Below are 25,170 nucleotides of genomic sequence, written 5' to 3'. Positions count from 1 at the left end.
GATCATCGGTCGGCTCACCCGCCCGTGCGGCGGCGAGCGCAACGAGGAGAGGTCATGACCACGCATCCGGACCCGGTACGGGAGAGCCCGGAGGCATTCCCGGTCGCGCCGGCGCAGCCGAGCCCGGCCGCCACCGCGCCCCTGGCCGCCCCGGCCCGGCACGCCACCGCGCGGGCGGCCACCGACTGGACCGACGGGGTGGACACCGTGCCGCGCGCCGAGGGCACCCCGGAGGAACTCCAGCCGTACGCCGAGCTGGGGCTCCTGGAGGACGAGTACGACCGCATCCGGCAATTCCTGGGACGGCGGCCGACCCAGTCCGAGCTGGCGATGTACTCGATCATGTGGAGCGAGCACTGCTCCTACAAGTCCAGCAAGGTGCACCTGCGCCAGTTCGGCGAGAAGGCCCCGCCGAGCGACCGGCTGCTGGCCGGCATCGGCGAGAACGCGGGCGTCGTCCGCGTCTCCGACGAGCTGGCGGTCACCTTCAAGGTCGAGTCGCACAACCACCCGAGCTTCGTCGAGCCGTACCAGGGCGCGGCGACCGGCGTCGGCGGCATCGTGCGGGACATCCTCGCCATGGGCGCCCGCCCGGTGGCCGTGATGGACCCGCTGCGCTTCGGCGCCGCCGACCACCCCGACACCGCCCGGGTGCTACCCGGCGTGGTGGCCGGCGTCGCCGGGTACGGCAACTGCCTCGGCCTGCCCAACATCGGCGGCGAGGTGGTCTTCGACCCCTGCTACCAGGGCAACCCGCTGGTCAACGCGCTCTGCCTCGGCGTCCTGCCGGTGAGCCGGCTGCAGAACAAGGCCGCCGTCGGCCCGGGCAACGTCGTGGTGCTGATGGGCGCCAAGACCGGGCGGGACGGCATCGGCGGCGTGTCGGTGCTGGCCAGCGCCACCTTCACCGAGGGCAGCGAGCAGCGCCGCCCGTCGGTGCAGGTCGGCGACCCGTTCATCGAGAAACTGCTGATCGAAGCGTGCCTGGAGCTGTACGACGCCCAGCTCGTCGCCGGCATCCAGGACCTCGGCGGGGCCGGGCTGACCTGCGCGCTCACCGAGACCGCCGCGGCGGCCGGCACCGGCATGCGGGTCTGGCTGGAGCGGGTGCCGCTGCGCGAGCCGTCGATGGAGCCGCACGAGATCCTCGCCAGCGAGTCGCAGGAGCGGATGCTCCTGGTCGTCGAGCCGGACAAGCTCGACGCGGTGCTCAAGATCTGCGAGAAGTGGGGCGTGCTGGGCACCGCCATCGGCGAGGTCACCCCACCGCAGCCGGACGGCCAGCCCGGCCGACTGCTGATCACCTGGCGGGACCACCTGGTGGTGGACGTGCCGCCGGGTTCGCTGGTGGACGACGGGCCGGTCTACGCCCGCCCGATGCGTGAGCCGGCCGACCTGATCCTGCTCCAGGCGGACCGGGCCGAGACGCTGCCCCGGCCGGCCGACCCGGACGCGCTGCGCGAGACCGTGCTGCGCATGATCGCGTCGCCCAACCTGTGCGACAAGACCTGGGTCACCGAGCAGTTCGACCGCTACGTGCTGGGCAACACCGTGCTCGCCCAGCCGGAGGACTCCGGCGTGATCCGGATCGACGAGCGGACCGGCCTGGGCGTGGCGCTCTCGGTCGACGGCAACGGCCGGTACGCCCGCCTCGACCCGTACCACGGCGCCCAGCTGGCGCTGGCCGAGGCCTACCGGAACGTGGCGGTGACCGGCGCGACGCCGATCGCGGTCACCGACTGCCTGAACTTCGGCTCGCCGGAGGACCCGGGCGTGATGTGGCAGTTCGCCGAGGCCGTACGCGGTCTGGCCGACGGCTGCGCCGAGCTGGGCATCCCGGTCACCGGCGGCAACGTCAGCTTCTACAACCAGACCGGTGCCGCGGCGATCCACCCGACGCCGGTGGTCGGCGTGCTCGGCGTGCTGGAGAACGTGGCCGATCGGGTGGCGATGGGCTTCGTCCCGCGACCCGGCGGCGACCACGACCAGCTCTTCCTGCTCGGCGAGACGCATGTGGAGCTCTCCGGCTCGGAGTGGGCCTGGGTGACCCACCAGCATCTCGGTGGCGTACCCCCGCAGGTCAACCTGGCGCGGGAGAAGCAGCTCGCCGGGCTGTTGGCCGACGCTGCCCGGGTGGGTCACCTCAGCTCCGCACACGACCTCTCCGACGGTGGGCTCGCGCAGAGCCTGGTGGAGTCCTGCCTGCGGCGTGGCGTCGGTGCGCGGGTCGCGGTGCCGGAGCGGTTCGAGGGCGGCTCGATGCCGTTCGTCTTCCTGTTCAGCGAGTCCGCCGGCCGCGTGCTGGTCTCGGTGCCGCGCGGCCACGAGAAGGCGTTCACCGCCCTCTGCGGCGAGCACGGCGTGCCGTGGGAGCTGATCGGGGTGACCGACCCGGCGGGCGGCGCGCTCGAGGTGCACGGCCAGTTCCGGATCCGCCTGGACGAGCTGAGGGAGGCGCACACCGCCACCCTGCCGAGTCTGTTCGGCGGCGTGCAGACGTTCGGGGTGACCGCCCCGGAGGCCGGCGGATCGCCGGCGGACGAGCCGGCGGCTGCCCCGGCCGATCCCGCAAGCGAGGGTGACACCGGCACCGGCACTGAGGGTGAGACCGAGGCCGACACCGGCATCGAGGTCGCCCGGCAGCCCGATGCCACCGAGCAACCTCCCGCCTCCGACGAGCGCTGAGGCGTCTGGTCGCGGCCGGTCACGCCCAGCCCGGATCCGGGGCCCGATTCGACGGGGGCCCGGCGGGAGCGGCGGAACTCGGTCGGGTCTTTGCGGTGGTGGTGGACGTCGACTCGTTCACCACCACCATCAAGGTGGCGAGATGCGAGTGCACCCGTTCCCGCAGGAGGGTGCCGGTCCTCACTTCGGCCGCCTGACCGCGCGCCGGCCGCCGGTCAGCCCGCGTCGTGATGGCTGACCGGCGGCGGGGCTGCTGCCTCAGTCGTCCAGCCAGTCGAGCCGACGATCGCCGCGGTCGGACGGGGGTCCATCCGGTCGGCCGCGACCGGCCTGGGCCGGGTCACCGTAGTGGCTGTTGTCGTAGCCGCCGCGCTGCTGCGGAGGCTCCTGGCCGTAACCGCCCTGGCCGTAGCCACCGCCCTGCTGGTAGGCGTCGTCGTAGCCGCCGCGCTGCTGCGGAGGCTCCTGGCCGTAGCCACTCCCCTGGCCGTAGCCGCCCTGGCCGGCGTAGCGGTTCGTCTCGTCGTAGCCGGCGTTGTCGTAACCACCGCGCTGCTGGGCGGGCTCCTGGCCGTAGCCGCCCCCCGAGGCGCCGTAGCCACCGGCTGGCTCGCTCTGGCCGTAGCCACCACCGGCCGGCTCGCCCGGCCCGTAGCCAGCACGGGTGGGATCGCCCTGGCCGTAGCCAGCCGACTCATAGCCGCGGGTCTGGTCGCCCGACCCGTAGCCGGCGGGCTCACCGGGCCCGTAGGCGCGGGTCCCGTCGCCCTGGCCATAGCCCCCGCCGGCCTCACCACGCCCGTAGCCGCCAGTGGCCTCACCGCGCCCGTAACCGCCGGTGGGTTCGGCCTGGCCGTAGCCCTGGCCCGCCCCCGGCTCGTACATTCCCGTGGCATACGGGTCGGCGGGGGCCGGGTACTGGGTCTGGTCGCCGGTGTAGCGGCCGGTCGGTTCGTCGTACCGCTCGCCGTACCCGCCACCCCCAGCCGGCGGATAGTCGGCACTGCCCGCCGGGGGGTAGTCGGCACTGCCCGCCGGCGGGTAGTCGGCGCCGCCACTGTGGGCGCCGTAGGCGGGGCCGCCGTAACCGCTACCGGACGAGGGGCTGTTGCCATAGCCGCTGCCCGAGGAGGGCGCGTTGCCGTAGCCCGGTGCGCCGTAGCCGCCGGGCTCCTCGCCGTAGCCGCCGCCGGACCAGCCGCCCCCCTGTCCGGGGCCGCCCGGTGCGCCGTACGACTGGGGGGGAAGGCCGTAGGGATCCGGCGGGACGTCGTCGACGACCGGCTGGTGCATCATCGTCGGAGCGTTGCTCAACCCGGCGCCGCCGACCATGGTCGGGTCCGGTGCCGAGCCGACCCGGTTCACCACCCGGGTCTGGTCGTCAGCCCCGGCGAACGAGCCGCGGGACGCCGGTACGGCGCCGGCCGGCGCGCCCGCCGGGTCGTCACCGTCGGCCTCGGCCTCCTCGTTCTCCTTGCGCTTCATCCAGAGCAGCACGATCGTGCCGACGCCGACGGCCACGAAGAGCCCGCCCAGCAGGATCAGCAACCAGTTGCCGAAGCCGCCACCGGAGTCCTCGTTGCCGGCCGGGGCCTGGGCGACGGCGCTCTCGCCCGGGGTCTCCTCCTCCTCGGCGAACTCGTCCTCGAACGGATCCTCGGTGGGTGGGGCCGATTCGGTCGCCGTCGGGGTGGGGGTCGGGCTGGCCGAGGCCCCGATCGGCAGGGTGATCCGCCGCCCGGTGATGCTCTGCCCGGCGTTGGCGGTGAAGTTCACGACGGCCGTCTGACTCTCGGCGCTCGCGCCGAGGTCGATCCGGCCCGGCGCGATCGGCCGGTCCCGGCTTCCGCTGAAGCGGAAGTTGCCGTTGCCGTCGCTGCGAGTCTCGTACTGCTTGCCGGCACTGTCCTTGAGTAGGACCAGCGCGTTCGGCACGCCCTCGCTCGCCTGGTTCACCACCTTGCCGGAAATCGACCTGACCGTCTGCGGCGCCTGCGTCGTCGGCGCCGCTGTTGGCGGAGCCTGCTCCCCCCGGACGGTGAGCTGGAGGTTGGCGGTCGCCGGGTCGGAGCTGTCCGGCTGCACCTGGACGGTGACGCCGGTGGAGGCGTTCCGGGCGTTGTCGTTGGCCCGCAGCGTCAACAGCTGAGTTCTCGGCAGCGGCCCGTTCAGCTGGATGCTTCCGCAGCCGCGCGCGCAGCTCACGCCGGGCGGCAGACCGGTCACATTGATCTCGGCGCTGGTGTCGCCCTCGCCTGGGGTGACCTGCACGGTCACCGTGGCGTCGCTGCCCGCGTTGACGGTCACCGAGCCCGGAACGACGTTGACGGTGGCGGCATGAGCAGGTGTGGCGGGGACGGTGAGCAGGGCACCGACAATCAGCGCCACGACCACACCGGCCCGCTTCTGCCAGGCTCGTCGGTGTGTTGACACGTCCACCGCCTTCCGGACTGATCTCCCCTGACCGGTGGGTGCCGGGCCGGGGAATATCACGATACGAATACGCCGTCGGCAACTATGCCTTGTCGGGGCGGATCCGCGCGACCCAGGGGCAACGTGATAGGCGGCGCGCTCACGCCGTATCGTCCCGTCGTGTCCTCTCCGTGTAGTAAGTCCGCAGCGGTCGCGACGGCGGTGGCGGCGCTCGATGAAGGGCGCACGCCCGAACGGTCGGTGCTCCGCGAGGCGGTCAGGGTGCTGTTGAACGTCCTTGCGGCCCGCACCCCCGGCCGATCGGTGGAGGTGCGTGTCCCACCTTACGGTGCAGTTCAGTGCGTTCCGGGGCCGCGACACACCCGTGGTACGCCGGCGAACACGGTGGAGATGGATCCGGAAACCTGGCTCAGGTTGGCCACCGGGCGACTCGACTGGACCCGGGCGGTCACAGAGGGTCGCGTACGGGCGAGCGGGGCGCGGGCGGATCTGTCCGCGCATCTGCCGCTCGAACTGGGATGAGACCCCTCTCCGATGACGGAGAGCCCCGAAATCGTGACTGTGTGTGTCGACGCGAGTTCGCGTACACTGTCTCGCGACGACAGTGTGGTCCCCGGCCGTGCGGTGCGGAGCAGTCCTCGTGCTACCCGCCAGGCCAGTCCAGACCAGCAAGAGGGAGCGGCAGGTGCCCCGAGGCGACGGCCGGCTGAGCCACGACCTTGATCCCCAACGACCCGGCCCCCAGGACGCGTGTGGTGTCTTCGGCGTCTGGGCACCCGGAGAAGAGGTCGCCAACCTGACCTACTTCGGGCTGTACGCGTTGCAGCACCGAGGGCAGGAGGCGGCCGGCATAGCGGTCAGCGACGGCTCGGGCGTGGTGGTCTACAAGGATCTTGGCCTGGTGGCTCAGGTCTTCGACGAGCCGACGCTGGCGAGCCTGCGCGGGCACGTCGCGATCGGGCACACCCGCTACTCGACGACGGGCGGCTCGACCTGGGAGAATGCCCAGCCGACCATCCGCGCCACCAGTTCCGGCATCACCATCGCGCTGGCCCACAACGGCAACCTGGTCAACACCGCAGAGCTCCAGGGCGAGGCGACCGAGCGCGGCCTGCGCGCGGACGGCTCGACCAACGACACCTCGCTGGTCACCATGCTGCTGGCCAGTCGACCGGATCTCTCCGTCGAGGCCGCCGCGCTGGAGGTGCTGCCGCGACTGCGGGGTGCGTTCAGCTTCGTCTTCATGGACGAGACCACCCTCTACGCGGCGCGCGACGCGCACGGGGTACGCCCGCTGGTGCTCGGCCGGCTGGAACGGGGCTGGGTGGTGGCCAGCGAGACGGCGGCGCTGGACATCGTGGGTGCCAGCGTGGTCCGCGAGGTCGAGCCCGGCGAGCTGATCGCGATCGACGCCGAGGGCCTGCGGTCGGTCCGATTCGCGGCCCCGGAGCCCAAGGGCTGCCTCTTCGAGTACGTCTACATCGCCCGCCCGGACGCCACCATCGCGGGCCGTAACGTGCATGCGGCCCGGGTGCAGATCGGTCGCCAGTTGGCCAAGGAGCACCCGGTCGAGGCCGACCTGGTCATTCCGGTGCCCGAGTCCGGCACGCCGGCCGCGATCGGCTACGCCGAGGAGTCCGGCATCATCTACGGTGCCGGCCTGGTGAAGAATCCGTACGTCGGGCGGACCTTCATCCAGCCGTCGCAGACCCTGCGTCAGCTGGGGATCCGGCTCAAGCTCAACCCGTTGCGCCAGAACGTGCGCGGCAAGCGCCTGGTCGTGGTCGACGACTCCATCGTCCGGGGCAACACCCAGCGCGCGATCGTGCGGATGCTCCGCGAGGCCGGTGCGGTGGAGGTGCACGTACGCATCTCCTCACCGCCGGTCTCCTGGCCCTGCTTCTACGGCATCGACTTCGCCACCCGCGCCGAACTGCTCGCCAACGGCCTCGACAACGACGGCATCCGGCGTTCCATCGGTGCGGACACGCTCGGCTACGTCTCGCTGCCCGGTCTGATCGTGGCGACCGAGCAGCCGAAGACCCGGCTGTGCCGGGCGTGTTTCGATGGGGAGTACCCGATCGAGCTGCCCGTCGACAACCTGATCGGCAAGCACGTGCTCGAAGGGATCGGGCGCCGGGTCGCGCACGGTGCGGCCGGCGGCACCGACCTCGGCGAGCAGATCGTCCCTCCGGTTGTCGCCGGGCCTGGCGACGACGACTTCAGCCCGAGCACCGACCTGAGAATGTCGGCGACCACACACCGCCCATAGCATCGCCCGGTTGTGGTGTCCTCCCGTCGACACGGCAGCCGAGAACCAAAGGGGAGAACCGTGACGCACGTGTCCGAGCGCAGCGGCGCAGGAAGCAGCCCGACCGGCGCAGGTGGCGATCGTCAGCCCTGGAAGGCCGGCGCCGGCCGCGCAACTCGCAAACGCTCGGTCTCGTACGCGGACGCCGGCGTGTCGATCGAGGCGGGTGACCGCGCGGTCGAGCTGCTGAAGTCCAAGGTGAAGCAGACCCGCCGACCGGAGGTGATGGGCGACCTCGGTGGCTTCGCCGGCCTGTTCCGGCTCGACACCACGAAGTACAAGAACCCGATCCTGGCCTCCTCCACCGACGGCGTCGGCACCAAGCTGGTGATCGCTCAGCAGATGGACATCCACGACACGGTCGGTATCGACCTGGTCGCGATGGTCGTCGACGACCTCGTCGCCTGCGGCGCCGAGCCGCTGTTCCTGCTGGACTACATCGCCACCGGCGAGGTCGTGCCGGAGAAGGTCGCCGAGATCGGTGCCGGGATCGCCGACGGCTGCCGGTACGCCGGCTGCGCGCTGCTCGGCGGGGAGACCGCCGAGCACCCGGGTGTGCTGCGCCCCGACGAGTACGACATCTCCGCCACCGGCGTCGGCGTGGTGGAGGAGAGCGACATCCTCAGTCCGGAACGGGTTGAGGTGGGTGACGTGGTGATCGCCATGCGCTCGTCCGGTCTGCACTCGAACGGCTACTCCCTGGTCCGGCATGTGCTGCTCGGCGCCGGGCGGATGCGGCTGGACGTGGTGATCGAGGACTTCGGCCGGCAGCGCACCCTCGGCGAGGAACTGCTCACCCCCACCAAGATCTACGCGCAGGACTGCCTCAAACTGATCGCCGAGGCCGAGGTGCGGGCGTTCGCCCACGTCACCGGCGGCGGCATCCCCGGCAACCTGGTGCGGGTGCTGCCCGAGCACGTGGACGCGGTGGTCAACCGCTCCACCTGGAGGCCGCAGCCGGTCTTCGACCTGATCCAGTCCAAGGGCCGGATCGAGGACCAGGCGATGGAGGCGACCTTCAACATGGGTGTCGGGATGTTCGCGGTCGTCTCGGCGGAGGACGCCGACCGCGCCCTGGCGACGCTGACCGGTCGTGGGGTGGACGCCTGGCAGGTCGGCGAGATCATCGAGGGCACCGGTGAGGTGCGGATGGTCGGCCAGCACACCCGCGGGTGACGACGCTGGGGTGATTGTCCAACCCGCTGAACAGGGCTTCACCCGAGTGGCCGTGGCAGCCTAGCCTGAAGGGCACCCTTGAAGCTGTGGGGTGCGCCCGCGGCGGGGGTGCGCCCGGCAGCCGTCAACCGTTACAAAGGAGGGCGATGGCTGCGCGGGGACGGTCGTTGCGCGGGATGCGGGGCCTGGCCACCGTCCCGTCGTACGTCGTGATGCAGCCGACCACCCTCTGCAATCTCGACTGTGCGTACTGCTACCTGCCGTTCCGCGCCCAGGACCGGCGGATGCCGGTCCAGGTGGCCGAGGCGGTGGCCGGCTCGGTGCACCGGTGGGCCGCCTCGGGGCGGTTCTCGGTGGTCTGGCACGGCGGCGAACCGTTGGCGGCCGGGCGTGCGCACCTCGCCGCGCTGATGGCGCCGTTCGGTCCGGTGGAACACCACGTTCAGACCAACGCGACGCTGATCGACGACGCGTGGTGCGAGTTCTTCGTGGCGCACCGGATGCGGGTGAGTGTGAGCGTGGACGGGCCCCGGGAGCGCAACGCCGATCGGGTGACCCGGTCCGGCCGGCCCGCGTACGACCGGATCGTCCGCGGCGTGGCGGCGCTGCGGCGGCACGGGGTGCCGTTCTCGGCGCTCGCCGTGGTGAACGACCCGTCGCCGGGACGCGCGACGGAACTCTACGAGTACTGCCTGGAGCTCGGCTGCGAAGTGCTCGGCGTCAACATCGAGGAGACCGAGGGTGTCAACACCCGGGACAACTCGCACGATGCCGCAGCGGTCACCGGCTTCTGGGCCGAGTTGGTCGCGGCCTGGCGGCGGGACCCTCGGATCCACCTACGGGAGATCGAGTGGTCCCTGCGGTACGCCGCGGCGGTGCTGGACGGCAGGGCTGACGACCTGCTACCCAACCAGCTCGACCCGATTCCGACGGTGGCGTACGACGGCTCGGTGGTGGTGCTCTCGCCCGAGCTGGCCGGTTTCACGGATCCGCGTTACGGCGACTTCACCAGCGGGAACGTGCTCACCACTCCGTTGGACGCCATCCTCGCCGACGCGGCGCGTACGCCCTGGGTCGGCGAGTTCGTGACCGGCGTGGAGGCGTGCCGCTCGTCGTGCCCGTACTTCGGGTTCTGTGGCGGTGGCCACGCGGCCAACCGCTACTTCGAGCTGGGGCGGTTTGCCGCCACGGAGACCGAACACTGCCGTAACAGCAAGATCCGCCTACTGGAGGGAGTGTTGGAGCATGCCCGAGAGCATCAGTCACCGGGAGCCTGAGCGTACGGGAGGCGGATCGGACCAGGTCACCGACCGGGTCCGTGCGGCCGCCGCCGGGCTCACCGCACTGCTCCATGAGGCCGAGGTCGCGCGCCAGGAACGGGCGGAGGTGGTGGGCGGCGACGGCGCGAGCGCGGTCTGCGCCTGGAACCACTTCGAGAACATCCCGACGTTCTACAACTGGAACAACCGGCCCCGTTGACCTGCCAGAACCAGGAGCCTGCCACGTCGGAGCATCGCACCGGGCGTGGCAGGCCCTTGGATCGTCGGATGGTACGCCGCCGCAGAGCGGGCACATACAGGAGCACGCGGAGTTACCGCGTGCTCAGATGTGACCGGGGGTCAGCGGGTTGGACGGACCCACTTGTCCGGGTCGTCCTCGGCGTGGTCCTCGTCATCGTCGACGTACTCGTTGTAGTCGTCGTCGAAGTTGCGGTTCGACTTGCCGCTGCCGCCGAGTTCTCGCTGCAAGGCGGCGAGGTCGGTGTTCGGGGAGTGGTACTTCAACTCCCGCGCCACCTTTGTCTGCTTGGCCTTAGCACGGCCGCGCCCCATGGCTCGACCCCCTCGCACAGAATGCGGGGCAGCCCGAAGGCGGGCCCCGATGACGTCAGGCATCTCTCGTGGCTCTTACGGTACATGGGGATGCCACCGTTCGGCACCTCGGGTTACCGTCGACCGCTGCCGCGAGTTGCGTTCTTACCGGTCGTCACCCAGTGTACCTGGTAAGGGGCGAGGCCGGGAACGGTCGTGACACCGGGACAAATCGTGCGAAAGCGCCGCGCATTCTCATTTTATTCGGCTGAGGCGCCGAGGGCGGACGTAATCGTCCGCCCTCGGCGGTCACTGGCAGGGGCCGATCGCTGGCGGCCGTCGTCAGCGCAGGTGGATCGTGCGCAGCCGGCCGATCTCGGCCATCCGCCGCTCGGCCAGCCGGTCGGCGGCCACCCCCGGCGGGACGCCGTCGGCCTCGGCGAGCCGGAGGATCTCCCGGGTCGTGTCGTAGATCCGGGTCGCCCGCAGCTTGGCCCGCTCGAAGTCGAAACCCTCGATCTCGTCCGCGACCTGGATCACGCCACCGGCGTTCACCACGTAGTCCGGCGCGTAGAGGATGCCCCGGTCGGCGAGCAGCTTCTCGACGCCCGGGTGGGCGAGCTGGTTGTTGGCCGACCCGGCGACCACCTTCGCGCGCAGCGCCGCCACCGTGTCGTCGTTCAGCGAGCCGCCGAGGGCGCACGGAGCGTACACGTCGATGTCGGTGGCCACCAACGCGGCAGCGTCCTCGACCAGCGTCACCTGCGGGTGGGTGGCGCGGGCCCACTCCAGGGCCCGCGGGTTCACGTCGGCGGCGACCACCTCGGCGCCGTCGTCGAGCAGGTGGCCGAGGAGGTGCCTGCCGACCTTGCCCAGGCCGGCCACCCCGACCCGCCTGCCATTCAGGGTCGGTACGCCCCAGGTGAGCTCGACCGCTGCCCGCATGCCCTGGAACACGCCCCACGCGGTGAGGACCGAGGAGTCACCCGCGCCACCGTGCTCGACGCTGCGACCGGTGACGTACCGGGTCTCGCGGGCGATCACGTCCATGTCCGGCACGTAGGTGCCGACATCGCAGGCGGTGTAGTACCGGCCGCCCAGCGACTGCACGAAGCGGCCGTAGGCGCGCAGCAGCGCCTCGCTCTTGACCTGCTCCGGGTCGCCCCAGATGACCGCCTTGCCGCCGCCCAGGTCCAGGCCCGCGAGGGCGTTCTTGTACGCCATGCCGCGGGACAGATCGAGCACGTCGGCGAGGGCGGCCTCCTCGCTGGCGTACGGGTAGAAGCGGGTGCCGCCGAGCGCGGGGCCCAGCGCGGTGGAGTAGATACCGATGATCGCCTTCAGGCCGGTCTGCTTGTCCTGGCAGAACACGACCTGCTCGTGACCCGTGGTCTCGAGGTCGTCCGTGGTGGCGAATACGCCCATGACTGGCTCCTGTCGGCGGGCGTCCTTGTGGGACGCGGACCTGGTGTGCGTCGGCGGGGATGTTGCCGGTGCTGCGAGCCTAGTATCGGCCGGCCCCGTTTCGCTTCCCGCCGGCAGCGCTGTCCCGCCCTGCGGGCCTGGCGCTGCGTACTTCCGACTGCGCGGGGTCCGGCAGTGCTTGTCGGCTGTCCATTGATGACGCCGAGCGACGCTCGGCTTGTGGTTCGTGAAAGGATCGCGCCGTGCCGTCGCTCTTCGCCTCATACCTGCGCGTGTACGAGCCGCTGACCGCGTTCGATCGGGATCGTCAGTCGTACTGGCGGCACTACGTCGAGCAAGGGCGGGCGGTAGCGCCCGTGGAGGGCCCCGGGCGGCAACGCAGCTCAGTGATCGAGGCGCTCGGCGCCGGCTGGACCCGGTTGCCCGATCTGCCGGACGAGGCGTACGTGCTGGAGACGGACGAGAGCCTGCTGGTGTGCCCGTGGAGCCTGCGTATCCGGGTGGCCGAGGCCGCGTTGAGCGCGCGGGACGGAGTGCCACCGGTGCTGGCCGACGCGTTCGTTCCGCCGGTGCTGGCCGGGCAGGCGAAGGCGGTGGTGGAGGACTGGCGCAGCGGGGCTCGGGTGCTGGAGCACGGTGTGCCGCGGGTGCACGAGCAGATCGCGACCTGGGGCGTACCGCTGCGTTGGTTCGTGTTGTTCGAGCCGCAGGAGCGGCACCACGTCACCGCGCCCGACCGGCGTTCGTTGCGCTTCCGGACGGAGATCTCCAAGGCTCGGCGCCGTTCGTCCCGGGCCTTGGCCGTGTTGCGCAAGTCGGTCGGCGAGGCACCGATCACCGAGGCGGTCGAGGAGGCCGCCCGGTGGCTGGAGGAGTTCCACCCGCGTTCCGTGGTCGAGTTGGACTACGGCGGGCTGGTCGACCTGCTCTCGGACGAGACGCTCGCCGCCGACGACTCGCCGGAACTGGTCGCGGCGGGGCTCGCCGGGCTGGCCCGGGGCGAGGCGGAGGAGGCGTCCGCCGCCTACGACAAGCTGGTGGCCCGCTGGCGTGCCGTGCAACTTCTGGAACGCTGCAACTGACGGGCCTCCGTGTGCGGTCCGGCGGTCGTTCGGTCCCGGGCACGATGAACGTTGCTGGACGCGGTACTGGCCCTCTTTTGTCCCCATTCCGACCCTCAACATGAAGAGGCTTCGTAGTTGACGCATCACGAACCGTGATCATGAGTCCGAATAAGGTAGGCTCTGGGGTGTAAAAGTAGTATAAATCGGGCATGGTTCATCCGTCCGTCTAGGGACGTTCGGCCGTTCGGCCCATGTCGGACATCGGGGACTAGCCGGACCATGGGAGACGCGTCGGCCGGCGGGACCCCGGCCGATGTCTATACACGTGGAGGAGTGACCGATGGCATCGCGAACGCACGAACCAGAGCCGCTACTCACACCGGCCGAGGTGGCGTCGATGTTCCGTGTCGACCCGAAGACGGTGACCCGTTGGGCGAAGGCTGGCAAGCTCAGCGCCATCCGAACCCTCGGCGGCCATCGTCGCTACCGGGAGTCCGAGGTCAGGGCGCTGCTGCAGGGGCAGATCCCGCAGCAGCGCCAAGGCGACTGACGGCTGGCACATAGCAGGCTTCTCGGAGGGCGGCGGATCACCATCCGTCGCCCTTCGTCATGCCCTGCGCGCGAGGGCTCGCCGGTAGTCGGCGCCCTGCTGCCGAGCTCTCTTACTCGGGCAGCTCGATGCGGATCCCCACCGTGCCGCCCTCGCCCCGGCGCAGTCGGCTACCGAGCAGCGTCAGTCGGCCGAGGACCCGGTACTTCTGCTTGATCAGCCCACGGATCCGGATGGTCGCCCCCGGGTCGTAGAGGCTTGCCCGGGCCGGCACCGCTTCGCCGTGCGGTCGGCCGCGTACGTCGCACGGCGCGACGGTGACCTCCCCGCTGCGCCGGATCCGCTTCACCTTGCCGGCGTCGGCCGCCGACCACACCGCCAGGGCGTCGCCGTCGCGGACCGCCCAGACCGGGGTCGGCACCGCCCGACCGTCCTTGCGGAAGGTCGTGAGGAGGAGGTATTTCTCCGCCGCGAGGTCCTCCAACGTGGTCACCCGCCCAGGATACGGGCGCGATCGCTTACGGGCAGCCAGATAGCGTGGCGAGTGTGACGGGAGAACCACGGATCGGTGACGCCTACGGGGAACTGCTGCGCGACGCGTTGGCCGTGGCCACCGGGGTCGGTCCCCGGCCACTGGCCGGCGGGCGGCTGCCCCGCCCGGTCATCGAGGTCATCGAGCGCGACGACGGGTTGATCAACGGCGTGCCGGCCGCGCACTATCTCGACGGGCCGCAGGACTGGCAACCGCACGACCACCGGGCGGTGGACCGGGTACGCGGTGACACGCTGGACATCGGCGTCGGTGCCGGGCGGATCGCGTTGCTGCTGCAGGCGCGCGGCGTACCGGTCACCGGGCTGGACGTCTCCCCCGGGGCGCTTCAGGTGTGCCGCCGTCGGGGCGTACGCGACCTCGTGCACGGCACGGTCGACGCGCACGCTGCGAGCGGGCGGCGGTACGACACCTTCCTGCTGCTCGGCAACAACCTCGGCCTGATCGAGGGCCGGGAACGGGCGCCGGCCTTCCTCGCCGCCCTGGCCGCGATGGCCCGCCCCGGCGCACAGGTGATCGCGCAGGGCACCGATCCGTACGGTACGCGCGACCCCGTACACACCGGTTACCACGAGGACAACCGCCGGCGGGGCCGCCTCGGCGGCCAGCTGCGACTGCGGCTGCGCTACCGCGAACTGGGTACGCCGTGGTTCGACTACCTGGTCTGCTCGCCGGACGAACTGGCCGAACTGGTCAGCGGCTCCGAGTGGCGACTGGCTGAGGTGGACGACCGGGACGCCCCGTACTACCTCGCCACGCTCCGGCTGTCCGCCTGACCCGCCACACGCCGGCAGACGTTAAAAGGGGCCCCTTGCTATACCGGAGGCGTTAACAAGGGGCCCCTCCTTACATCTCAGAGCTGAACGGTGGGGGGGAGCTGTTCCGGGGGAAGGCCGCCGTCGCCGTCGACGATCTCGTCGGGCTGGCCGTCCTCGTCGAGGTCGACCATCGTGACGTCCACCTTGCCGTCGCCGTCGGTGTCGAACTGGAACAGGTCGGCCTTGCCGTCGCCGTCGGTGTCCACCACCCACACGTCGGTGCGGCCGTCGTTGTTGGTGTCGGCACGTAGCAGCTCGACACGCTCGTCGCCGCGCGTCTCGACGGTCTCCTCGGTGCCCGCTCCGCCGGTGGTCTCCGGTGCCTGGCTCATCTGCTCGTCCTTCCCTCGGTTGTCGGCGATCATTACCCGGCCCCGCCCGCCCCCACGCATGTGGCCGTGGCCGGCGCTGCATAGGGTCGCACCATGACTGAGCGGAGCGTACGGGCTGGCTCCGGCGTGGCGGCGATCCCGCGCGCCGGCGACGTCAGCGAGCCGGAAATCGTCACCGAGCGGTGGTGGCGCCATGACTGAGCGGTTCGTCGTGGTCGGGGCCGGCACGATGGGTCTCGGTATCGCGTACGTGGCAGCTAACGCAGGCCACCTGGTGGAACTGGTCGAGGTGGACCGGGCGCGCGGCGACGCGGCCATGGAGCGGCTCGCGCAGCTGTGGGACCGGGCCGTGCATCGTGGCAGGCTGAGCGCCGAGCAGGCCACGGCCGACCGGAAGCGCGTCGCCCTACGGGCCGGGCTCGCCGAGGTGACGCAGGCACCGGACGTGATCGTGGAGGCCGTGCCGGAACGGCTGGACCTGAAGCGGGCGGTGCTGGCCGAGGCGGAGACGCTGCGGCCGGCGTTGCTCGGGAGCAACACCTCCAGCATCCCGATCGCCGACCTCGCCGAAGGGTTGACGCGGCCGGAGCGCTTCTGCGGGCTGCACTTCTTCAACCCGGTCTGGGCCATGGCGCTGCTGGAGGTCGTGGTCGGCCCGGCCACCGCCGGCGAGACCACCGACGCGGCCGTCACGCTCGCCCGCCGGCTGGGCAAGGACCCCGTCGTGGTACGCGACATGCCCGGCTTCGCCACGTCGCGACTCGGGGTGACCCTCGGGTTGGAGGCGATCCGGATGGTCGCCGACGGGGTGGCCAGCCCGGCCGACATCGACAAGGCGATGGTGCTCGGCTACCGATACCCGGTCGGGCCGCTGGAGCTGACCGATCTGGTCGGACTGGACGTGCGCCTCGACATCGCCCGTACGCTCCAGGCCGCGTACGGGGACCGGTTCGCCCCGCCGCCGCTGCTGGTGGAGATGGTCGCCGCGGGCCGGCTGGGCAAGAAGTCCGGCCAGGGCTTCTACCACTGGGCCGACGGTGTCCGTGCCGGCGGCACCGAGCTGCCCGGGCCGGAGGCGGCCCGATGAGCGGGGGCCTGCGGGTCGAGGAACGCCCGGACCGGCTGGTGGTCACCCTGGACCGACCGGAGAAGCGCAACGCCATCGACGCCGACCTCGTCGCCGCGCTGCACGAGGTCTGCGCCGAGTTGGAGGCCCGCCCCCGGTTGCTGCTGCTGACCGGGGGAACCGATGGGATCTTCGCCGGTGGGGCCGACATCGGCCAGTTGCGCGAGCGGGGACGGCTGGACGCGCTCGCCGCGATCAACGCGGCCGCCTTCGCCCGGATCCGGGCCCTGCCGATGCCGACCGTGGCGGCCGTCGACGGACCGGCGCTGGGCGGCGGGGCCGAGCTGGCGTACGCCTGTGATCTGCGGGTGTGCACCGAGCGCGCGGTCTTCGGGCAGCCCGAGGTGCGGCTGGGCATCCTGGCCGGTGCCGGTGCGACCCACCGGTTGCCGGCGCTGATCGGCGAGGCCCGGGCCAAGGAACTGCTGTTCACCGGGCGGCGGATGGACGCCGCGGAGGCGCTGCGGATCGGTCTGGTGAACAGGGTGGTGCCGGCACCGGAGGCGCTGCTACCGGCGGCCCACGAGCTGATCGACGAGATGGCCGAGGGCTCGCCGCTGGCGGTGCGGTTGACCAAGCTCGCCGTCGACGCCCCGCCCGCCGCTCATCCGCAACTGGATCTGGTCAGCCAGGCGGTGCTCTTCGAGGACGAGGAGAAGCGTCGCCGGATGACGGAGTTCCTGGACCGGCGGCGCGGGCGCTGAGATGGCCGGAGACCACGACGGCCGCACCGGATCCGGTGCGGCCGTCGTGCTGTCAGCGGGCTGCGGGTCAGCGCCGGGCCAGTGCCGCCAGCGGTACGTCGGCGTCCGCGAGCGCCCGGACCACCGCGGCGGACTCGCCGAAGCCGATGATCAGAACGGCGTCCGCGCCGAACTCCTTGATCTGCCTGGCACCGTCGCTGAAGTCGATCGGCGGGGCCGCGGCGCCCTCTCCGGGCTCGTAGCTGAGCAACTGCACCCTCTCGCCACCGAAACCGGCCCGCTCCAACTCGGATCGGACGACGTCCTGCAGGCCCTCGCCGTAGGAGTCCTCACGGGCCACGATCGCGATCTTGTGCGGCCCGTCCCGAAGGATGACGTCGGCCAGCGCCCGGCCCTGGAGGCTGTCCGGCGGTGCGGTGCGGAAGTAGAGGCCCCGGTCGTCCACGCTGGTCAGGCTCGCCGCGGTGTTCGACGGGGAGAACAGGATTCGTCCTTCCTTGACCACGTCCTCCAGCACGGCGGCGGTGATCCCGGAGCCGCCGGCACCGATGATCACCTGTACCCCTTCGTCGAGGTGGCGGGCCACAGTCGCCTTGGCGACCGTGGGGTTGGTGCCGTCGTCGCCGTCGAACCAGACCACGTCTTTGCCGAGCACCCCACCGGCGTCGTTGAGATCCTTGATCGCCAGCGCCGTTCCGGCGGCCATCGGCGGGTAGGCCAGCGCCAGGTCGCCCGTCCTGGGCAGCAGCCCGCCGAGGACGAGTGGCCCGTCGCCACCACTGGTCGAGCGGTCCACCTTCGGCGGCGACTTGGTGCTCGCCGCCGACTCGTCACCGGCGCCGACGAACTCCGCCTTGACGTCGTTGAGCCGCTCTCCGTCGAAGTGCAGAGTCGCGTAGCTGGCGGTGGCCGGCTCGCCGGCGTCGGTGAAACCCGCCCGGGTGATCGCGATGCCGCGGTACTCGATGTCCGCACCGTCGCGGGCCAGCCGCAGGCACTCGGCCGGGCTGCCGCAGCGGGTCCCCTTGTTGGTGACGCCGATGATCTGCTTCGCGATGGCCGCCGGCTCGGTGGTGCCGACCACCTCCGCCGCGAGGGCGCTGATCACCACCGCGTCGTACGCCTCCGCGGCGTAGAGGAAGCCGTCCAGCTTCGGATCCACGGAGAGTAGCCGCTTCTTGAAGTCCTCCGACAGCGGTGTGAAGGGCGTGGTGCCCTTCATACCGTCCACCAGGTTGGCGCGGTCTCCCAGCTCCTCAGGATACGAGTTGGACATGTTGCCGTCGGTGCCGTAGAGGCGCACCTGGTGGGTGGCCACCTCCTCGGGCTGGTCGTCTCCGCAGGCGCTGGTGGCCAGCAGGAGCACTGCGCAGCCGGCCAGAACAGCCGTCCGCGGGCGGCGTGACATGTGCATCGTCGTCCTTCCTCCGGCGAAGGTCCGTTGCGCAGATTAACGCGCCGGGCCGGTCAGTGGGACGATGGCGGCCCGCCTATCCGCAGGTCACCTCCCGACACATACGGAGAGTGGTCACAGCTCGGTTCTTGACCGAGACCCCTACCGTGCTGTGGGTGACCGACTCGCCACAGCAGACGCACGACGACGCCGCCGCCATCCTCCGCTCGGCGCTCGACGGGGATTCCGAGGCCGTGGCGGGGACCTTCGATGCGGTGGTCGACCGGGCCGGTCTTGCCGGGGTGTACGACGTGGCGTGGTGTCTGGCCGCGACGATGGTCGGCGATCCGGTTCCGCCGGGCGCCTGCGCGCTCGACTTTCCCGGAATTGACCAGGCCGGGTACGACGCCCGGTGGGTGGCCCGCTTCGTCAGCGCGTACGCCAACTCCGACCTCGACACGGCCGAGGCGCTGTTCGGCGCGGCGGCGGCCGACGGGCTGCTGCCGGAGTGCCTGCTCACCCTCGCCGGTTCGACCGTGGCCACGCTCCGCCACCGGATCGGCTGACCATCGCCCGGTGTGACCAGCGCCGGCTCTCGGCGACCTCACGTCAGTCGTCGGCCACGATGGCGGCGAAGCGGGACAAGAGCTCGTGCCAGCCTGCGGTCAACGCCTCCCGGTAGCCCTCCGCAGCCTCGCCATGCCGGTCGAAGTGCCGATGCGTGACTTCGACCAGGGTGCTGGCACCTTCGGGAGTGAAGAGCACCTCGACCTCGCTGGCCCGCGCCGGGTCGGGCACCGGCGCGCGGTCCGCACCGATCTGCCAGGTGAAGACCAGGCGGCGGGGCGGGTCCCAGGTGAGTACGCGACCCCAGTCGTTGCGGAACCCGTAGGGGCCGATCTCGTAGAGCATGCCGCCGGCCCGGGGCTGCATCCCCAGCTCGGCCAGCACGCCGGGCCCGGACCAGGTGTATTCCGTAACCCACCAGTCGGCAAGCTTTCCGGTGAACGCCGAGTAGGCCCGTTCGGCGGAGGTGGGAACCAGCAGGGTGCTGCGAAGCGCGAACCGGTCGTGGGCCTGCCTGATGTCGGTCGCATCGGCCATCCCGTGTCCCATAGGCCCGGACCATACCGGCTGATGCCCGGATGCGCAGCTCTCGTGAAGCCCGCTCAGCCCGCCGGCGTCCGGCCATGGTGGTCGTGACAGGTTCCTTGCGCCGCAAGGTACTATGTGTCGCGTGGAACATCAGGCCGGACTTGCCACTGCCCTGCGCCGGGGGACGCTGGAGTTCTGCGTCCTGGCGCTGCTCAGCGACGGCGAGCGCTACGGCGTGGAGCTGGTGCGCGAACTCGGTGCCGAGATCGCGCTGACGACCAGCGAGGGCACGCTCTATCCCCTGCTGTCCCGGCTGCGCCGGGTCGGCTGGGTCACCACGTCCTGGCGGGAATCCCCAGCCGGGCCGCCGCGCCGCTACTACTCGCTCACCCCCGAGGGCGCAACCGCGCTCGATCACTTCCGATCCGAATGGACGACCTTCCGCGACGCTGTCGACCGCGTCGTCGGAACGGATCGCCGATCCTAGATGGAGTATCAATGACTTCGATCGACTCCCTCGTCGACAGCTACCTCGGGGCAGTCGCCCAGGCCGGCGCGGATCTGTCCCCGCAGCGTCGAGAGGACCTGCTGGCCGACCTGCGCGAGCACATTACGACGGCCCGGGCGGAGCTGGATCCGGAGACCGAGGCCGGTGTCCGGACGATCCTCGACCGACTCGGTGACCCAGCGAGCATCGCCGCCGAGGCCAGACAGGACGAGCCGTCACAGCCCGCATCGATGCCCGCGACGAACAGCCATGTTCCGCAACGTCGATCCAGCTCCCGGGTATGGATCGCGGTCTTGGCGGTGCTGGGTGCAGTCCTGGTCGCGTGCTGCATCGCCGGAGTTCTCGGGTGGTTGTTGTTCACAAACAGCGCGGGCGAGGTAAGTGTCGAGGAGCCGCTGCCTGTTTCGTCACCGGCCCAACCGAGCCAGACCGGCTGAGGCGCTCGAAAGGCCGGGGCCGACAACTGTGCCGGAGGATGTGGTATGTCGCACGGCCGTACCAACCATGCCTGTACACGGGCGTCCACCCTTGCTGGCGCGCGGGGTTGGCGGGTAGTGCCTGCCAACACCCGCAGCATCACCGTCGCGAAGAGGCTGGCATGACGAGACGGGTCTGGAAAGCAAAACGCCAACCGGCGTCTCCGCTGGTCGGCGTTGCTGTAGCCCGGCGAAAGGCTAGGTGGCCAGGGGCGGGGTCGAACCGCCGACCTTCCGATTTTCAGTCGGACGCTCGTGCCAACTGAGCTACCTGGCCGTGTTGCTCGGTTCATGCTACCCGGACGACGGGATGGCCGCCGTGTGGGTCACACTCCCCGAAACGCGGAACGCCGCGCATGGTGCGCGGCGTCGGCGCTTGCGGTCCTGACGGGACTTGAACCCGCGACCTCCGCCTTGACAGGGCGGCGAGCACTCCGACTGCTCCACAGGACCTAGCTGTTGTTGCATCCGACCGAAGTCGGACCGTGCCCCCAACGGGATTCGAACCCGTGCTACCGCCTTGAAAGGGCGGCGTCCTGGGCCGCTAGACGATGAGGGCGGCCCCGCCATCATTGCACACTCGCAACGTTGTGCGGACTTGCTCCCATCCGGCCCCGCCGGAGGCTTGGAAAGCATACGTGATGCCCCACCTGACGACCAAACCGGTATGGCCGTAGCCACAACGGCTCGAATAACCGCAGGTCAGGAGGGTGTCAGCGGAGGGCGGCGATGCCGTGGTCGCGTTTGAGGGCAGCGATCACCCCGTTACAGGCGGCGAGGGTGGCGGCTCGGTCGCCGCCGCCGTCGTGCAGTAACACGACGGCGCCGGGCCTGGCGGAGCGTTTCACCCGCTTCTTGATCGTGGCGGCGGTCGGCTTGGCCCAGTCCTTCGGGTCGACCGTCCAGTGCAGCGACCGCATGCCGAGCTCCCGCGCGACCTTGACCACCTCGGCGGTCCACCGGCCGCCGGGTTGCCGGTAGAACGGCACCTCCGCGTCGGGTACCGCCCGCCGGATCTCCTTGTTCGTGCGGACCAGGTCGGCCCGAATCTCGGCGACCGGCCGCCGAGCCAGGTCGAGGTCGTGACGCCAGCTGTGATTGCAGAGCTGGTGCCCCTCCCGGACGATCCGGCGGACCAGTTCAGGGTGCTTGCGGACCTGCGTACCCACCACGCAGAAGGTGGCGGTGACCTTGGCCTTCTTCAAACGGTCCAGCACCTTGGGCGTCCAGACCGGGTCCGGGCCGTCGTCGAAGGTGAGGGCCGCCTCCGGCACCCCGGTGGTGCGGACCAGGCCGGCCGGCAGTTTGGCGGGCAGCGGCCGCAGGGGCGGCTTGGGTGGCTTGGGTGGCTTGCTGCGGGTCGGCGCCGGTGCCGGCTCCGCCTGCGGTGGCAGGGCGGCCGAGGGGGGTGGGCTGGGCGGGCTGTCGGTTTCGGGCGAGCTTGCGCCGCCGCAGCCGGACATCAGCAGGACGGCCAGGCCGGTGGCGCAGGCGAGCAGAGCACGAGGACGCATCGTTCGCTCCCGAGGGGTGCCGGGTCACGCGGACCCCCGACGCTAGTTCACCCGATTTCGAGGCATCAACGACGGGTCAGGAGGCGGGAACTTTCCGTACCTCGACGGCTGCTTTGGGAAGTATCAGGAGGCGGTCGCCTGGTCCAGCGAGTCGCGTACGGCGACGGCGAGCGAGAGCGCCTCGGTCAGGTCGACCGGGCGGATCACCCCGGCGGGCAGGGTGTCGGCCTGCCAACCCGGCCCACCGGCGAGCACCAGGAGCGGGCGGCGCGGCGCGGTGAGCAGGGCGGTGAGCTGGGCCGCGTCGGCGGTGAACCGGCTGTGCGACCAGAGCACCACGGCGGCCGGACCGGTCCGGCCGACCGCGTCGAGCAGGGCGGTCACCGGCATCCGGGCACCGAGCATCCGATGGTTGACGCCGGCCTCGGCGAGGGCGGCGGCCAGCGCCTCCAGCGGCAGGCTGTGCTGTTCCTCATCGGCGCAGGAGAGCAGGATGCGGGGCGGCCCGGTGGGGACCGGAGGGCCCGCCACGACGGCGGCGAGCGCCGCCGAGACGCACCGGGAGAGCAGGTGCTCGACCTCGATCAACGCGGCGGTCGCGGCGTGCCGCTCACCGATGCCGACGAGCACCGGGCGGAGCAGGAGGTCCCAGGTCCGGACGACTCCGTCGGTGGCGATGGCCCGGGTGATCGTCTCGCTGATCGCCGCGGCGTCCAGCCGCATCGCGGCGCGGGCCAGACCGCGTGCCGCCGGACCGGCGCGGCCGACCGGGACGGCCGTGCCGCCGCCGTCCCGGACGCCCGACCTGGCCCGGGTGGTGGTGCCATCGGGGACCGTGTCGGGTGCCTGCCGAGCCCAGCGGGCCGCCTCGGCCGGGCTGACCCCTCCGGCGGTGAGGCGACGCATGATGTCCAGCCGGACCAGGTCGGCCGGGGTGTAGCGCCGGTGGTGTCCCGGGACGTGCTGGCTGGGCCCGAGACCGTACCGCTGATGCCAGGTGCGCAGCGTGGTCACCGCCACGCCCAGCCGACGGGCCGTCGCCCCGGCGCTCAACGCCTCATCGGCCACCCGGCCGCTCCGACGAGTCGCCGGCGGGAGTCCCGGCGGATTCCGAGGAGCGCAGCAACCTGTCCAGCACGCCACCCAGCCAGGGCGCGTACGCGTCCGGATCTCGGGCGAGTTCGGCGGCCAGCGCCGCCGGGTCGACCCAGCGCAGCTCGGCGATTTCCGCCGGGTCGGGGCGCAGCGGAGTGTCCGGCCGGAACTCGCCCCGCAGGACGTGGTCGTACTCCACCTCGACCCGTCCGGTGGCCGGGTCCTCGGCGCGGTACATGTAGGTTCCGATCTCGGTCAGCGGTACGGGGCCGGCGCCCAGTTCCTCCGACATCCGGCGGTTGGCGGCCGCGATCGGGGTTTGACCAGGCTGCGGGTGACCGCAGCAGGAGTTGGCCCAGCGCAGCGGGAAGCGGGTCTTGATCGCGGCGCGGCGCTGGATCAGCACCCGGCCGTCCGGCGCGACCAGCAGCACGGAGAAGGCGCGATGCAGCTGACCCGGCGACCGGTGGGCGGCGGCGACGGTGGTCTCGCCGACCGGCCGACCCGCGTCGTCGACCAGTTCGACCAGGTGACCCTCCCGGGACATTGGCATCGGTGCCGTCCTCCGTTCGTGATGTCGGTGCTCTGCTGTGTTGACCTGCTGACGCTCACGGGTCATGTCCCCGTCACCCGTCCGGCGGCGAGCTTGCCGGAGATGAGGACCATCGGAACGCCGACGCCGGGCTGGGTGCCCGAGCCGACGAAGACCACGTTGGACAATGACCGGTGGAGGTTCGACGGCCGGAACGGGCCGGTCTGGAAGAACGTGTGCGCCGAGGCGAAGGGGGTGCCGGCGGCCATGCCCTGCTCGGCCCAGTCGGCCGGGGTGACCACCCGGAGCAGTTCGACGCCCGCGCCGAAGCCGACGTAGCCGCGCTGCTCAAGGGTGGCGACGAGCCGGTCGGTGTAGCGGTTGGTGAGGTCGCCACCGCGCCAGTCGAGCGGTGCCCGGTCGAGGTTCGGCACCGGCGCGAGCACGTAGTAGGTGTGCCGGCCGGCGGGCGCCACCGCCGGGTCCGTGCGGCTCGGGTTGGTGACCAGCAGGGACGGTTCCGTCATCAGGTGGCCGTGCCGGATCACCTCGTCGAACGTGCCCTTCCACGCCCGCCCGAAGTGGATGTTGTGGTGGGCGATCCGGCCGTACCCCTGGGTCGAGCCGACGTGCAGGACGACGCAGGACGGCGAGTAGGTCAGCCGGCGCGGGCGGGACGGCGGGAGCAGGTCGCGGTAGGCCACCGGCAGGTCGGGGTTGAGTACAACCACGTCCGCCCGGACGAACTCGCCGTCGGCGGTCAGCACGCCGGTGGCCCGGCCGTTCGCGGTCGCCACCCGGGTCACCGTGGTGCCGTACCGGATCTGCACGCCGTGCTTCTCGGCGGCGCCGGCCAGGCCCCGGGAGACCGCGTGGATGCCGCCGCGCGGGAAGTAGACGCCGGCCACCGAGTCGAGGTACGCGATCACCGCGTAGATGGCCAGCGCGTCGTGCGGCGCGAGGCCGGCGTACATGGCCTGGAAGGAGAAGATCCGCCGGGTACGCGGGTCCCGGAAGAATTGGTCGATCTTGGTTTGGAGGCGTCGGAAGGCCCCGTTGGCCACCAGCCTGAGCAGGTTGGCGGTGAGCAGGTCGGTGGGTGCGTCGAGGTTGCGCTCGATGAAGTCGGCCCGCTCCAGCCGCCACAGCTCGCGGGCGAAGTCCACGAACCGGAGGTAGCCGTCGGCCTCGCGTGGCCCGCAGACCCGGGAGATCTCCGCCGCCATCCGGGTCGTGTCGGTGAGTACGTCGAGTGTGGATCCGTCCGGGTAGTAGGCCCGGTAGGCGGGGTCGAGCGGGATCAGGTCGAGCCAGTCGGTCAGCTCCTCGCCGACCGCGCCGAGCGCCTCGGCGATCAGGTCGGGCATGGTGAGCACGGTCGGGCCGGTGTCGAACTCGTAGCCGTCGACGCTGAGTCGGCCGGCCCGCCCGCCCGGCACCGGCTCGCGTTCCAGCACGGTCACCTGCCGCCCGCTGCCGGCCAGGTGCAGCGCGCAGGCCAGGCCGCCGAGGCCGGCACCCACGACCACCACCCGGTCGGTACGTCCGTCAACGGTTCGCATCGGCGACCCC

General features: G+C 71.4%; 25 protein-coding genes and 3 tRNA genes. 14 read left to right on the top strand and 14 right to left on the bottom strand.

All coding sequences use genetic code 11. The annotated features are described in order from the left end of the window. Positions 1–54: 54 nt before the first annotated feature. A complete protein-coding gene (gene purL / locus IEY61_RS14875) occupies positions 55–2,685 on the top strand; it encodes a phosphoribosylformylglycinamidine synthase subunit PurL (RefSeq protein ID WP_229705915.1) in 2,631 nt (876 codons plus the stop codon). A 258-nt stretch (positions 2,686–2,943) separates the two neighbouring features. On the opposite strand, the gene IEY61_RS14870 is transcribed toward purL, so the two are convergent. Then, a complete protein-coding gene (locus IEY61_RS14870) occupies positions 2,944–5,118 on the bottom strand; it encodes a carboxypeptidase-like regulatory domain-containing protein (protein WP_189044555.1) in 2,175 nt (724 codons plus the stop codon). A 159-nt stretch (positions 5,119–5,277) separates the two neighbouring features. Between IEY61_RS14870 and IEY61_RS14865 the strand changes: the two genes are divergently transcribed. From IEY61_RS14865 to amcA, 5 genes are all read left to right on the top strand, one after another. Further along, positions 5,278–5,640, top strand: coding sequence for a sterol carrier family protein (locus tag IEY61_RS14865; protein WP_229705914.1), 363 nt, complete (start codon positions 5,278–5,280; stop codon positions 5,638–5,640). Positions 5,641–5,803: 163 nt separating this feature from the next. Further along, entirely contained in the window at positions 5,804–7,390 is a 1,587-nt protein-coding gene (gene purF / locus IEY61_RS14860) for an amidophosphoribosyltransferase (RefSeq protein WP_189044551.1), read from the top strand. Positions 7,391–7,450: 60 nt separating this feature from the next. Further along, positions 7,451–8,605, top strand: coding sequence for a phosphoribosylformylglycinamidine cyclo-ligase (purM, locus tag IEY61_RS14855; RefSeq protein WP_189044549.1), 1,155 nt, complete (start codon positions 7,451–7,453; stop codon positions 8,603–8,605). A 176-nt stretch (positions 8,606–8,781) separates the two neighbouring features. Next, the gene (amcB, locus tag IEY61_RS14850) at positions 8,782–9,882 is read left to right on the top strand and encodes a cyclophane-forming radical SAM peptide maturase AmcB (RefSeq protein WP_308424574.1); all 1,101 of its coding nucleotides are present in this window, start codon (positions 8,782–8,784) and stop codon (positions 9,880–9,882) included. Next, positions 9,851–10,084, top strand: coding sequence for a multiple cyclophane-containing RiPP AmcA (amcA, locus tag IEY61_RS14845; protein WP_189044545.1), 234 nt, complete (start codon positions 9,851–9,853; stop codon positions 10,082–10,084). The genes amcB and amcA overlap by 32 nt, the downstream gene beginning before the upstream one ends. Positions 10,085–10,224: 140 nt before the next feature. Here amcA and IEY61_RS14840 read toward each other — a convergent pair whose 3' ends face one another. Together IEY61_RS14840 and IEY61_RS14835 are read right to left on the bottom strand one after the other, a co-directional pair. Further along, positions 10,225–10,437: a DUF3073 domain-containing protein gene (locus IEY61_RS14840; RefSeq protein WP_189044543.1), complete on the bottom strand. Its 213-nt coding sequence runs from the start codon at positions 10,435–10,437 to the stop codon at positions 10,225–10,227. Between the two features lie 321 nt (positions 10,438–10,758). Further along, entirely contained in the window at positions 10,759–11,841 is a 1,083-nt protein-coding gene (locus IEY61_RS14835; RefSeq protein ID WP_189044541.1) for a Glu/Leu/Phe/Val family dehydrogenase, read from the bottom strand. 242 nt (positions 11,842–12,083) lie between these two features. Here IEY61_RS14835 and IEY61_RS14830 point away from each other — a divergent pair, with 242 nt between their 5' ends. Both IEY61_RS14830 and IEY61_RS14825 read left to right on the top strand, forming a co-directional pair. Next, positions 12,084–12,923, top strand: a complete 840-nt coding sequence (locus IEY61_RS14830) for a DUF8083 family protein (RefSeq protein ID WP_189044539.1) — start codon at positions 12,084–12,086, stop codon at positions 12,921–12,923. A 322-nt stretch (positions 12,924–13,245) separates the two neighbouring features. Beyond that, complete coding sequence (locus tag IEY61_RS14825; RefSeq protein WP_007073996.1) at positions 13,246–13,455, top strand: BldC family transcriptional regulator; 210 nt, start codon at positions 13,246–13,248, stop codon at positions 13,453–13,455. A 112-nt stretch (positions 13,456–13,567) separates the two neighbouring features. Here the strand turns inward: IEY61_RS14825 and IEY61_RS14820 are convergent, their stop codons facing one another. Further along, a complete protein-coding gene (locus tag IEY61_RS14820; protein ID WP_189044537.1) occupies positions 13,568–13,948 on the bottom strand; it encodes a PPOX class F420-dependent oxidoreductase in 381 nt (126 codons plus the stop codon). A gap of 53 nt (positions 13,949–14,001) precedes the next feature. On the opposite strand from IEY61_RS14820, the gene IEY61_RS14815 reads away from it, so the two are divergent. Next, positions 14,002–14,781: a class I SAM-dependent methyltransferase gene (locus IEY61_RS14815; protein ID WP_189044535.1), complete on the top strand. Its 780-nt coding sequence runs from the start codon at positions 14,002–14,004 to the stop codon at positions 14,779–14,781. Between the two features lie 77 nt (positions 14,782–14,858). On the opposite strand, the gene IEY61_RS14810 is transcribed toward IEY61_RS14815, so the two are convergent. Then, complete coding sequence (locus IEY61_RS14810; protein ID WP_189044533.1) at positions 14,859–15,155, bottom strand: hypothetical protein; 297 nt, start codon at positions 15,153–15,155, stop codon at positions 14,859–14,861. Positions 15,156–15,348: 193 nt separating this feature from the next. Here IEY61_RS14810 and IEY61_RS14805 point away from each other — a divergent pair, with 193 nt between their 5' ends. Continuing rightward, a complete protein-coding gene (locus IEY61_RS14805) occupies positions 15,349–16,242 on the top strand; it encodes a 3-hydroxyacyl-CoA dehydrogenase family protein (protein WP_189044531.1) in 894 nt (297 codons plus the stop codon). After that, complete coding sequence (locus IEY61_RS14800; protein ID WP_189044529.1) at positions 16,239–16,985, top strand: enoyl-CoA hydratase/isomerase family protein; 747 nt, start codon at positions 16,239–16,241, stop codon at positions 16,983–16,985. The genes IEY61_RS14805 and IEY61_RS14800 overlap by 4 nt, the downstream gene beginning before the upstream one ends. A 67-nt stretch (positions 16,986–17,052) precedes the next feature. On the opposite strand, the gene IEY61_RS14795 is transcribed toward IEY61_RS14800, so the two are convergent. After that, entirely contained in the window at positions 17,053–18,399 is a 1,347-nt protein-coding gene (locus IEY61_RS14795) for an ABC transporter substrate-binding protein (RefSeq protein ID WP_189044527.1), read from the bottom strand. 155 nt (positions 18,400–18,554) lie between these two features. Between IEY61_RS14795 and IEY61_RS14790 the strand changes: the two genes are divergently transcribed. Then, positions 18,555–18,944, top strand: a complete 390-nt coding sequence (locus tag IEY61_RS14790) for a hypothetical protein (RefSeq protein WP_189044525.1) — start codon at positions 18,555–18,557, stop codon at positions 18,942–18,944. Between the two features lie 43 nt (positions 18,945–18,987). Here IEY61_RS14790 and IEY61_RS14785 read toward each other — a convergent pair whose 3' ends face one another. Continuing rightward, a complete protein-coding gene (locus tag IEY61_RS14785) occupies positions 18,988–19,494 on the bottom strand; it encodes an SRPBCC family protein (protein ID WP_189044523.1) in 507 nt (168 codons plus the stop codon). 121 nt (positions 19,495–19,615) lie between these two features. On the opposite strand from IEY61_RS14785, the gene IEY61_RS14780 reads away from it, so the two are divergent. Together IEY61_RS14780 and IEY61_RS14775 are read left to right on the top strand one after the other, a co-directional pair. Further along, positions 19,616–19,960, top strand: coding sequence for a PadR family transcriptional regulator (locus IEY61_RS14780; RefSeq protein WP_229705913.1), 345 nt, complete (start codon positions 19,616–19,618; stop codon positions 19,958–19,960). 11 nt (positions 19,961–19,971) lie between these two features. After that, positions 19,972–20,418, top strand: coding sequence for a DUF1700 domain-containing protein (locus IEY61_RS14775; protein ID WP_189044519.1), 447 nt, complete (start codon positions 19,972–19,974; stop codon positions 20,416–20,418). Between the two features lie 242 nt (positions 20,419–20,660). Here IEY61_RS14775 and IEY61_RS14770 read toward each other — a convergent pair. The 7 genes from IEY61_RS14770 to crtI all read right to left on the bottom strand — a co-directional run bounded on the left by IEY61_RS14770 (position 20,661) and on the right by crtI (position 25,160). Next, a tRNA-Phe gene (locus tag IEY61_RS14770) sits at positions 20,661–20,734 on the bottom strand. 102 nt (positions 20,735–20,836) lie between these two features. Continuing rightward, a tRNA-Asp gene (locus IEY61_RS14765) sits at positions 20,837–20,910 on the bottom strand. 33 nt (positions 20,911–20,943) lie between these two features. Next, positions 20,944–21,016: transfer RNA gene (locus IEY61_RS14760), tRNA-Glu, on the bottom strand. A gap of 154 nt (positions 21,017–21,170) precedes the next feature. Next, a complete protein-coding gene (locus tag IEY61_RS14755) occupies positions 21,171–21,971 on the bottom strand; it encodes a polysaccharide deacetylase family protein (RefSeq protein WP_189044517.1) in 801 nt (266 codons plus the stop codon). A 123-nt stretch (positions 21,972–22,094) separates the two neighbouring features. Then, positions 22,095–23,039, bottom strand: coding sequence for a MerR family transcriptional regulator (locus tag IEY61_RS14750; protein WP_189044515.1), 945 nt, complete (start codon positions 23,037–23,039; stop codon positions 22,095–22,097). Then, a complete protein-coding gene (idi, locus tag IEY61_RS14745; RefSeq protein ID WP_189044781.1) occupies positions 23,029–23,613 on the bottom strand; it encodes an isopentenyl-diphosphate Delta-isomerase in 585 nt (194 codons plus the stop codon). The genes IEY61_RS14750 and idi overlap by 11 nt, the downstream gene beginning before the upstream one ends. 68 nt (positions 23,614–23,681) lie before the next feature. Beyond that, positions 23,682–25,160, bottom strand: a complete 1,479-nt coding sequence (gene crtI / locus IEY61_RS14740; RefSeq protein WP_189044513.1) for a phytoene desaturase family protein — start codon at positions 25,158–25,160, stop codon at positions 23,682–23,684. Positions 25,161–25,170 lie beyond the last annotated feature (10 nt).

Source organism: Micromonospora sonchi (genome assembly GCF_014646235.1).
Classification (GTDB): Bacteria; Actinomycetota; Actinomycetes; order Mycobacteriales; family Micromonosporaceae; genus Micromonospora; species Micromonospora sonchi.
The sequence above is the reverse complement of the archived record's forward strand: the minus strand, read 5'-3'. Positions and strand labels throughout refer to the sequence as shown.